This is a genomic window from Thioalkalivibrio sp. (assembly GCF_041690275.1).
GTDB lineage: Bacteria > Pseudomonadota > Gammaproteobacteria > Ectothiorhodospirales > Ectothiorhodospiraceae > Thioalkalivibrio.
In genome coordinates this window covers 1-10,603 of sequence record NZ_JAWLHP010000074.1, presented here as the reverse complement: position 1 = coordinate 10,603, position 10,603 = coordinate 1, and the positions used below count along the sequence as shown (strand labels likewise).

Sequence of the window (10,603 nt, the reverse complement as noted above, 5' to 3'; positions counted from 1 at the left end):
GGGCCATCGCGGCCAGAGGCCGCTCCCACGGAGACCGCTCCCACGGAGGCCGCTCCCAGCGAGGGTCCGGACCGGCCGGGATTCAGAGGACCAGCAGGAGGAGGTGGTAGGCCAGTCCGCCGACAATGGCGCTGATGAAGAAGAAGCGGCCCACCGGGAACAGGGCGATGGGGATGGCGATCACCATGCCAAGCATCAGCCGGGGCCAGACCAGCTGCGATGCGAGGACGGTCAGCAGGGACCAGTCCTTGAACAGCATGATCACGGTGCCGCCGCCGAGGGTTACGAGCCCGCTCAGGGCAAGCCACCCGAAGTATCGGGCGAGGAAGGCGGGGAGGCCTCTGAGGATGCGGCCCGGGGCCGTTAGGAGGCGGGACATGGATCTGTTCCTGGTGCCGGCGATTGGCGCCAGGATTGTGCCACGGAGCGTCACCGGGCGCGCAGGCCGCTATCCTGTTTCAGGAAGCGACCATTGTTTTCCGGGTCTGGACGTCGTTTCGGCGTCCGGCCTGCCGCAGGGGCCTTCGCTATACTGATGACCCGGGTGCACCGTCAATCGGAGATCCGTTGCCCATGCGATTTCCACCCAGGAGCGTCGCCATCCGGATGCTGCTGCTCACGGGCGTGATCGTTGCCACGGCCGGGTGCGCCGTGCTCGGTCCCGCACCGCCGCCGAACCAGGACAACCTCTGCGAGATCTTTCGCAAGGAGCCCCGCTGGTACGACTATGCGCTGGAGTCCGAGCGCGAGTGGGGCACACCCATTGCCACCCAGATGGCCTTCATCCAGCAGGAGTCCTCGTTTCGCGGCCGCGTGCGACCGCCCCGCGAGCGGCTGCTGGGAATCATCCCCTGGCGCCGCCCTTCCTCCGCGTACGGCTATGCCCAGGCCCAGGATCCCGTCTGGGGTGAATATCGGGACGAGGCCGGCAGCCTCTTCGCGCGCCGCACGCACATGAAGCACGCGACCGATTTCGTGGGCTGGTACAACGCGCGCACGCAGCGCATGACCGGGGTCTCGCTGCAGAATCCGGAACACCTCTACCTCGCCTATCACGAGGGCCAGGGCGGTTACAGCCGTGGCACGTGGCGGAGCAAGCCCGGCGTACAGCAGTCAGCGCGCCGGGTCGCCGAGCGCGCCGCCCGTTACCAGAGCCAGCTCGCCTCCTGCGAATCCGAGTTCCGCTGCCGCCGCTTCTACCAGTTCGGTCCGTTCTGCCACTAGAAGCTGCAGGCCCGTGCGGTTCCGGCAAGGCTTCCGCAAGCGCTCAGGCAGCGACATCGGTCTGCACGGCGTAGTAGCTCACCGCCAGGAGCGTGGCGTTGTAGACGCCGTGGATGACCGCCGGCACCGCGATGTTGCCGGTACGCTCGTACGCGAGCCCGAAGACCAGGCTCGGCAGGACGAGCACGGCGACCGTGGCGATGCGTGCAGCGAGCGGACCGGTGAGTGCGAGCAGGTGCAGTGACGCAAACGTCACGGCTGCGAGACCGATGGCGGCGCCGGCACCGAATGCCTGGCGCAGGCGCCCCTGGACCACGCCGCGAAACAGGAGCTCTTCGCACGGGCCGATCAGCAGGAGCGAGAGCGGGATCAGCAGCAGGAAGATTTCCGGAGCGTCCACTCCGATGTTCTGGATCTGATGTTCGCCGACGTCGAGACCGACAAGCGACACCACGAGCCAGCCGGCAATCAGCGCCGCCAGCGCGAGCGCCGAGCCCCCGATCATCCAGTTCAGATCGGCGGCCGTTGGCCACCGCAGCGGGACCCGCAGCCCGCCGCGCCGGAGCGCGAGGTACAGCAGCGCCACGCCACCGAAGCTCACGCCCTGGGTGAGCACGATCGAGAGTGCGATGACAAGCGACGGATTGAGTTCGACGCCCGTGGCCGCCAGGCTGCCGAGCACCGCCAGCGGCAGCACGATCGCCACCCCCGTCGCCACGAACAGGACCCCGGCCGCTCCGCCAAGCGCGCTTGCCTTTGCTGCCCGTTCACTCATCACGGCACCGTCAGCATCCACAGGAGGCTCATTCTGCGTTCAGTGTACCTTTCGACCGCTTCGCTTTCTGTCGGTGCGCTGGCTGTGGGAGGGGCAAAACGCAAGACCTGTCCCCGTTGTTCGAAATTGATTCGGGCCGGTGGAGGGGGCAGAGTGTCCGCGGAGTCTCTTGCAGGTCACGGGCAGATTCGGCCGGAGTGTGCAGATGACGGGTTTCGAGGGATGGCAGGGCGCGGCGCCGTGCGGGGATCCGGAGGATCCGCGGACGCTGTACGGAGCCGGGTACTCGAACTGCGGTGTGGGGGTGGTGGCCCATCTGGACGGCAGACGGAGCCATCGGCTGGTGCAGGACGGCATCGAGTGCCTGGAGAATCTCGACCACCGGGGCGCCCGGGGGGCCGAGGAGAACACCGGCGACGGGGCCGGCATGCTGCTGCAGAAACCGCACGCCTTCTTCCAGGAGGAGGTCTCCGGGCTGGGCGAGCCGGACAGCTACGGGGTCGGTCAGGTATTCATGCCCCGGGACGCCGACCAGCGGGCCGCGCTGCGTTCCATGATCGAGACCCGCTGCAGGGCGCGGGGCTTCGAGCTGGTCGCCTGGCGTGACGTGCCCACGGACAACCGCGAGCTCGGCAAGACCGCGCTCGAGAGCGAGCCGCTCAGCCAGCAGTTCTTCGTCCAGCCCCGCGAGCCAATGGAGCCCGCGGAGATGGATATCGAGCTGTACGTGCTGCGGCGCGAGATCGAGAACGAGGCCCGCTTCCGGCAGCTGGTCGGGTTCGGCGACCAGGTCTTTTACATCTGCTCGCTGTCGCGGACCACGGTCGTCTACAAGGGTCTGCTGACCTGCCCCCAGCTCAGGCCCTATTACCCCGACCTGTCCGATCCGCGCGTCACCTCGGCGATGGTTCTGGTGCACGCGCGTTTCTCCACCAACACCCTCGGGGCCTGGGATCTCGCGCACCCGTACCGCTATCTCGTGCACAACGGCGAGATCAACACCCTGCGCGGCAACCAGAACTGGATGCGGGCGCGCGAGGCGGCGCTGGCGTCGCCGCGCTTCGGGGCCGAAATCGAGAAGATCAAGCCGCTGACGGCAGACGGGCTCAGTGACAGCGCGCAACTGGACAACGTGCTGGAGCTTCTCGTGGTCGCCGGCCGCAGCCTGCCCCACGCCCTGCGCATGCTGATCCCGGAGGCGTGGGAGCAGAATCCCCACATGGATCCGGATCGGCGGGCCTTCTACGCCTATCACAGCGCGCTGATGGAGCCCTGGGACGGGCCGGCCCTGGTGGTGGCGACGGACGGCGAACGGCTCGCGGGTGTGCTGGACCGCAACGGTCTTCGGCCCTGCCGCTACACCATCACTCGCGACCGGCGCCTGATCATGGCCAGCGAGACCGGGGTGCTCGAAGTGCCCGCGCGCGACGCGGCCGCCCGGGGGCGGCTGAAACCGGGGGCATTGTTCGTGCTCGACCCCGCCCGCGGCGGCATCGTGCCGGAGGACGAGGTCTTCGCAGAGCTCTCGGGGCGCCCCTACGGCGACTGGCTGCAGGCCGGGCGCGTGGCGCTGGAAGACCTTGTCGATCCCGCGGATACGGCGCTGTCCGCGGACGCGCTGGAGCGCCCGCTGACCGAATACCAGCGCGCCTTCGGTCACACCATGGAGTCGCTGCGGGTCCTGGTGCAGCCGATGGCGGCGGGAGGGGCGGATCCGATCGGGGCCATGGGCAACGACACGCCGCCGGCCGTACTGTCTTCACGACCGCGGCCGCTCAGTCACTATTTCCTGCAGCAGTTCGCGCAGGTCTCGAACCCGCCGCTGGACTACATCCGCGAGGCCCTGGTCACGTCCCTTGGCGACGCGATCGGTCCGCGCGGGAACCTCCTCGCGGAGACCCCCGGCCACTGCCGGCAGCTCTACCTCGAGTCACCGGTTCTGAGCAGCCCGCAGGCGCGCGCCATCGAGCGCATCGACCGCGAGGGCCTGCGCAGCCGCCGGATCGACATCGCCTACGCGAAGGACGGCGGGATGCCTGCGGCGATCAGGGCGATGCGCGAGGCGGCGGAGCGGGCGATCGAGGCCGGCTGCGGGATCCTGTTCCTCACCGATCGCGCGGTCGGACCCGGACGGGTCGCGATCCCGAGCCTGCTGGCGGTTTCCGCGCTGCATCATCACCTCGTGCGCAACGGCCTGAGGACCCGGGTGGCGATCGTGCTGGATGGCGCCGAGCCGCACACGGTGCACGATTTCTGCACCCTGATCGGCTATGGGGCGGATGCGGTGCACCCGTGGCTCGCCTACCGCGGCATCGCCGACATGGCGGCGCGCGGCTACCTCGAGGGCGACATCGGACACGGCCTGACGCAGTACCAGCGGGCCCTCGAGCGCGGCATCCTGAAGGTGATGTCGAAGATGGGGATCTCCACGCTGCAGGGCTACAAGGGCGCGCAGATCTTCGAGACGATGGGACTGGATCACGAGTTTGTCGACGAGTTCTTCGCCGGCACCACGGCCCATGTCCCCGGGATGGGCCTCGAGGAGCTGGAGCGGGAGACGCTGCAGGCGCACGAGATCGCGTTCGCCACCCCGATCGTCGGCAGCCTGCCGCTCGATCCCGGCGGGCATCTGTACTGGCGCCGCGACGGCGAGCGGCACCACTGGAACCCGTACACCATCGGCAAGCTGCAGCAGGCCGCGCGCGGCAACGATGCCGAGGCCTACCGGGACTTCGCCCGTCACGCCAACCAGCAGGGCGGCGGGCTCCTCAACCTTCGGGGTCTGCTGGAGTTCGCGCGCGACGAGGCCTCCGCGCTCCCGCTCGATGCGGTGGAACCGATCGAGGCGATCATGAGGCGCTTCTCCACCGGCTCGATGTCCTTCGGCGCCCTGAGCCAGGAGGTGCACGAGGCACTCGCGATCGCGATGAACCGGGTCGGCGGCAAGTCCGGCACGGGAGAGGGCGGCGAGCAGGTCGAGCGCTTTGGCACCGAACGCGAGTGCTCGATGAAGCAGGTGGCGAGCGGGCGCTTCGGGGTCACCGCGCACTACCTCGCCCAGGCGAAACAGATCGAGATCAAGATGGCCCAGGGCTCCAAGCCCGGGGAGGGTGGCGAGCTGCCTGGCGGCAAGGTGGACGACGGCATCGCGCGGGTGCGATTCACGGTGCCGGGGGTGGGCCTGATCTCGCCGCCGCCGCATCACGACATCTATTCCATCGAGGACCTCCAGCAGCTGATCCACGATCTGAAGTGCGCCAATCCCACCGCCGAGATCCACGTGAAGCTGGTCTCGAAGGCCAACGTCGGCACCATCGCCGCCGGCGTGGCGAAGGCCCGTGCCGACGCCGTGCTGATCAGCGGTGACTCCGGAGGCACCGGGGCCTCGCTGAAGACCTCGATCAAGCATGCCGGCGCGCCCTGGGAGTTCGGGCTCGCAGAGACGCAGCGGGTGTTGAGGACGAACCGCCTGCGCTCGCGCATCACCGTGCGCGCGGACGGCGGGCTGCTGACCGGCCGCGACGTGGTGATCGCGGCCCTGCTCGGGGCCGAGGAGTACGGCCTGGGCACCGCGCCGCTGGTGGCCCTTGGCTGCATCATGCTGCGCAAGTGCCACTGCAACACCTGCTCGGTCGGGATCGCCACACAGGACCCGCGCCTGCGCGCGCGCTTCCAGGGACGCGCGGAGCACGTCGTGAACTACATGCGCTTCGTCGCCGAAGAGGTGCGCGAGCACATGGCCGCCCTCGGCTTCCGCACCATGGATGAGATGATCGGCCGGGTCGAGCGGCTGCGGCCGCAGCGGATTGTGCACCCGAAGGGCTTCCGCCCGGACGTCTCGGAGCTGCTGCGGCGCGTGCAGTCCGAGGATGCACCGCGCCGGACCCGCGCGCAGAACCACGGCCTGGACACGAAGATCGACCACAAGGTGATCGGGCAGGCCCGGCCGGCGCTGGACGAGGCGCGGCCGGTGGAGGTCGAGATCGGGCTGAGCAACCGCGACCGGACCTTCGGCACGCTGCTGAGCTACGAGGTCACCCGCCGCTACGGCGCCGAGGGCCTGCCGGCGGGCACCATCGCGGTGCGCTGCAGCGGCACGGCGGGGCAGAGTTTCGGCGCCTTCCTGTGCCGCGGGATCGCGCTGCATCTGGTCGGCGATGCGAACGACTACGCCGGCAAGGGGCTCTCGGGCGGGCTGATCACCGTCCGCACGCCGCCGGACGCCGGCTACCCGGCCGCGGAGAACTCGATCGTGGGCAACGTCACGCTGTTTGGCGCGACTGGAGGCGAGGCCTACTTCAATGGTCGCGGGTCCGAGCGCTTCTGCGTACGCAACTCCGGCGCGCTGAGCGTGGTCGAGGGGGTGGGCGACCACGCCTGCGAGTACATGACCGGCGGGGTGGCGGTGATCCTCGGGCCCATCGGCCGGAACTTCGGGGCCGGCATGAGCGGCGGCGAGGCGTACATCTTCGACGCGGAGGGGCTCGCCGGGCGGCACCTGAACCCGGACGGCCGCCGGATCGAACCGGTGCGGGACGCGCGCGACCGCGAGCTGCTGCGGCGGCTGCTGGAGAACCACCTCAGCTACACCGGCAGCCATCTGGCCGCCCGGATCCTGGGGGACTGGGAGCGATCACTGGAGACCTTCGTGAAGGTGGTGCCCGACGCCTACGCCGATGCAGTGGCCCGGCACCTGGCCACCGGGCGGGATATCCGCGTGACACCGCCGCCACGGGCTGCATGAGGACGCGAGCCATGTCAGAAAATCATCCCGACGGATTTCTGCTCCACCCGCGGCGCACGATCGGCTACCGCGACGCCCGCGCGCGCACGCGCGACTATCAGCAGATCTACGCCTTCGAATGGGACAGCAAGGAGCTGGGCAACCAGGGCCAGCGCTGCATGGACTGCGGTGTGCCGACCTGCATGGGCGGCTGCCCGATCGGGAATCTCATCCCGGAGTGGAACGACCTCGTCTACCGCGGTCTCTGGGAGGAGGCGCTGGCGCGGCTGCACGCGACCAACAACTTTCCCGAGTTCACGGGCTACACCTGTCCGGCGCCCTGTGAACCGGCCTGCACGCTCGCCAGCAACGACGACGCGGTGACCATCAAGGACATCGAGCGCGCCATCGTCGACATGGGCTGGGAGAGGGGCTGGATCGTGCCGTGTCCGCCGACGCAGCGGACCGGAAAGCGGGTGGCGATCGTCGGCAGCGGCCCGGCGGGGCTCGCTGCCGCCCAGCAGCTCAATCGCGCCGGACACGCGGTCACCGTGTTCGAGCGCGACGACGTGATCGGCGGACTGATGGTCTACGGCATCCCCGACTTCAAGTTCGCCAAGCACATGGTGGCGCGCCGTGTGCGGCAGTTGCGCGACGAGGGCATCGAATTCCGCGCCGGCGTGAATGTTGGCGCCGATCTGCCGCTCGCGGAGCTGCAGGAGGGCTTCGACGCGGTGTGCCTGGCGATCGGTGCGCTGCGGCCACGCGACGTGCCGGTGCCAGGGCGCGACCTGAAGGGCATCCTGTTCGGAATGGAGTATCTCACCGCCGAGAACCGGCGCCAGGCCGGGCGGCCGGTGGACGGCGTCACCGACGCCCGCGGCAAGCGGGTGGTCGTGCTCGGTGGCGGCGACACCGGGGCCGACTGCGTTGCCACCGCGCATCGTCAGGGTGCGCGCGAGGTGGTGCAGGTCAGCATCAATCCTCGCCCGCCGGAGGAGCGGCCGGAGGACAACCCGTGGCCGCAGCAGCCGCAGACCTACCGCCGGACGTATGCCATCGAGGAGGGCGGGGAGGAGGCCTTCAGCCTGAACGTCGCCGGTTTTGTCGACACGGACGGGGACGGACGCGTGGACCGGATCGACTTCGAGCGGGTCGACTGGGAGCGCGACCGGCACGGCCGTCGGACCGAGAAGATCGTGCGCGAGAGCGGGATCCAACGGCCGGCCGATCTCGTGCTGATCGCGATCGGCTTCGAGGGACCGGAGGTCGACCCGCTGCAGGAAAGCCGCCTGACGGTCACGGAGCGCAAGGTGCTGGAGACCGACGCGCGGAAGATGTCATCGATTCCCGGGGTGTTCGTGGCCGGAGACGCGAGCCGCGGCCAGTCGATCGTCGTCTGGGCCATCGGCGAGGGCCGCGACGTCGCCCGCCGGATCGATGCCTGGCTGATGGGGACGTCCCGACTTCCTCCCAGCCTGCAGACCCCGAACCCCCCGAGCCCACCGCGCGGCCTCTGACACCGCTTTTCCGGGGGGGCAGTCCACCCATTTCCACGGGGTCGCCCGGGTGGCGTGATCTGCGGGAATCGCAAGCGACGGCTCGGTTGGCTCGCGTTCATTCCGGGGTAGCCGCGGTTATCGGTGTACTGTCCCCGAATAACCCAAAATCCGGTTTTTATTCTCTATACTCCGTGCACACCCTTACTGGAGACCCTGGATGCCGAGATTCCTTCGTTCCGGATGCAATGGCCTTCTGACCGCCGGCCTGCTGCTGGCGGGCCTGTTCGGCCTTGCCACCATGGCCGCGGCCGACGATGCGCTGCGACCGTTTATCCTGGCACCCGACGACGCGGCCGCTCCGGACGCCCGTCTGGACCAGGCGCGCGGCGCCCTGGAAGAGGCCGGCTTCGAGGTCGTTGGCGAATACACCCCCCATGCCGAGGCCCGGGTGCTGGTGGTCACCAGCGAGGAATTGCTGCAGGCGGCCGCCGCCACGGATTCCTCTGCCTACGCGGCCGCCCAGCGGGTTGCGGTGACCACGACGGAGGAGGGCACCGAGCTGGCCTACACCAATCCGCGTTACATGGCCGCGGCGTATCGTCTGGACGAAGACCTCGACGGCGTGGCCAGTGCGATGGAGGCGGCCCTTGGCCGGGCCCGCGATTTCGGTTCCGAGGAAGGCATTTCGGTGCGCGATCTGAACCGCTACCGTTACATGTTCGGCATGCCCAGGTTCCATGATCGCCTGACGCTGGCGACCCATCCCAGTCATGCGGCGGCCGTCGCCGCGGTCGAGGCCGGTCTGGCGGCCGGAGCAGGGGATACCGCCCAGGTCTACCGGATCGATATTCCGGGACAGAACCAGGTGCTGTTTGGCGTCGCGATCCTGGAGGGTGAAGGTGCGGACGCACTCGTGATGGAGAAGATCGATCGCCAGTCGCCCCATCACACCCCGCATCTGCCCTATGAGTTGCTGGTGGACGGCACCAGCGTCGAGTCCCAGGACGCCCACTTCCGCATCGCGATCAACTTTCCCGACCTCTCGATGATGGGCAAGGGCGGTTTCATGAGCATCCGCTCCGCTCCCGATGCCATTGAGGAATCGCTGACGGCCGTGGCGACCTACCGCCGATAACCGGCCCTGGATGCCAGGCCTCCGGTCTGGCTGCATCTTCAACGGAAACAGGGTCAGGTCTCACAATCCGGCTTTGCTCGATGGGCCATGCTGGAATGTGAGACCCGACCCCGGGTCTCCTCCTGGCGCCCTCCGGGATCGCGGCTGCCAGCCGCGCCGAACCGAACCGCTGGGTCGGTCGTCTGGAGACAGAACTGAAAAAGGCACCCGCAGGTGCCTGTTTTCATTAAAGCTTTGGTGGAGCGGAGGAGGATCGAACTCCCGAGCTTCGCATTGCGAATGCCGTTCCCCGATTGTGCGGTCAATAAAATCATTCACTTACGCGCACAGGCCCCGCGCTAATGTGACTGAAATGGACCCAATTGCCCGCTGCGTGACTGGAGTGCGTCACGATCCGGTCACGCCGGGATCCGGCTTCTCGATGGTCAGATTCATCTGGCGCGCTGGTTACATTGAGACGCCGAGGGAGGTTTCCGTGACGAACACTGCAACCCAGCGCTTCGTTCGCGGTGAACGGTACAGGGCCGTGAAGGAGGGCGTTTATCTTCGGGGCTTCCGGCCGATTGGCCCAGGCATGGAAACCCTCTGGTGCAGGGATCTCCGGATCGGGGACGTCATTGGTTGCGCCGGTTGCGCATTAACGTCGGGTGACGGTGCCCCGATGATGCACGGGCTCGACGAAGACGGGGTTCCGCCCGCGATCGCTGGCATCGACTCAGCCGGCATTTAGATACGCGATGTCGCTAGTTCGCGCAGGCGCTGTACCATGCTGTTCGCGACCACCTGGCCGAAACGTTGTTGGTATATTTGCGCCCCAGATAACTTGATTTGGCGCGGCATCGTGTGATGCCGTTTGTGCCATGAAAGGAAAAGCCATTTGTGCTCGAAGATATTGAGTGCGGCAGCTAGATCCCATATTGGTGGCAAGATCAGAGTCACGTGCTTTCCAACACGGTTCAGTTCCGCCCAAAAAGCGTCCGGGTCGTCAACGTGCTCAATGGTGTGTGAGCAGAGTACATGCTCAAACTCGCCATTCTTGAACGGTAGCCGGTAGATATCCGGCGTCAGCACAAAATTCGGCACGTCCTGCGCCACAATGTCCGCATTCACGCCGCCACCGTCGATATCGCCGCAACAGATATTTAAGTCCCATTTCTGACGCTCCCGGATAATTCGGGGTTTCAAAATGCGGTAACTGAGAAGATTCAGCAGAAAAAGGGCCGCGATGCCAGCGGCGACGGCAA

The 10,603-nt window shown here is 67.8% G+C and carries 7 protein-coding genes; 4 read left to right on the top strand and 3 right to left on the bottom strand.

Going from position 1 to position 10,603, the window contains the following annotated elements:
- Nucleotides 1–82: 82 nt before the first annotated feature.
- Complete coding sequence (locus ACESMN_RS12130) at nucleotides 83–379, bottom strand: hypothetical protein (RefSeq protein ID WP_373053863.1); 297 nt, start codon at nucleotides 377–379, stop codon at nucleotides 83–85.
- A gap of 227 nt (nucleotides 380–606) precedes the next feature.
- Here ACESMN_RS12130 and ACESMN_RS12125 point away from each other — a divergent pair, with 227 nt between their 5' ends.
- Nucleotides 607–1,224, top strand: a complete 618-nt coding sequence (locus tag ACESMN_RS12125) for a lysozyme-like domain containing protein (RefSeq protein ID WP_373053864.1) — start codon at nucleotides 607–609, stop codon at nucleotides 1,222–1,224.
- A gap of 43 nt (nucleotides 1,225–1,267) precedes the next feature.
- Here ACESMN_RS12125 and ACESMN_RS12120 read toward each other — a convergent pair whose 3' ends face one another.
- The gene (locus tag ACESMN_RS12120) at nucleotides 1,268–1,999 is read right to left on the bottom strand and encodes a CPBP family intramembrane glutamic endopeptidase (RefSeq protein WP_373053862.1); all 732 of its coding nucleotides are present in this window, start codon (nucleotides 1,997–1,999) and stop codon (nucleotides 1,268–1,270) included.
- A gap of 205 nt (nucleotides 2,000–2,204) precedes the next feature.
- On the opposite strand from ACESMN_RS12120, the gene gltB reads away from it, so the two are divergent.
- The 3 genes from gltB (at nucleotide 2,205) to ACESMN_RS12105 (ending at nucleotide 9,359) form a co-directional block, all read left to right on the top strand.
- On the top strand, nucleotides 2,205–6,743 hold the full coding sequence (gltB, locus tag ACESMN_RS12115) for a glutamate synthase large subunit (RefSeq protein ID WP_373053861.1): 4,539 nt from the start codon (nucleotides 2,205–2,207) through the stop codon (nucleotides 6,741–6,743).
- Nucleotides 6,744–6,754: 11 nt separating this feature from the next.
- Complete coding sequence (locus ACESMN_RS12110; protein WP_373053860.1) at nucleotides 6,755–8,242, top strand: glutamate synthase subunit beta; 1,488 nt, start codon at nucleotides 6,755–6,757, stop codon at nucleotides 8,240–8,242.
- A 199-nt stretch (nucleotides 8,243–8,441) separates the two neighbouring features.
- On the top strand, nucleotides 8,442–9,359 hold the full coding sequence (locus tag ACESMN_RS12105; protein ID WP_373053859.1) for a hypothetical protein: 918 nt from the start codon (nucleotides 8,442–8,444) through the stop codon (nucleotides 9,357–9,359).
- 726 nt (nucleotides 9,360–10,085) lie between these two features.
- Here the strand turns inward: ACESMN_RS12105 and ACESMN_RS12100 are convergent.
- The coding region (locus ACESMN_RS12100) for a methyltransferase domain-containing protein (protein ID WP_373053858.1) at nucleotides 10,086–10,603 on the bottom strand (518 nt) is incomplete at its 5' end.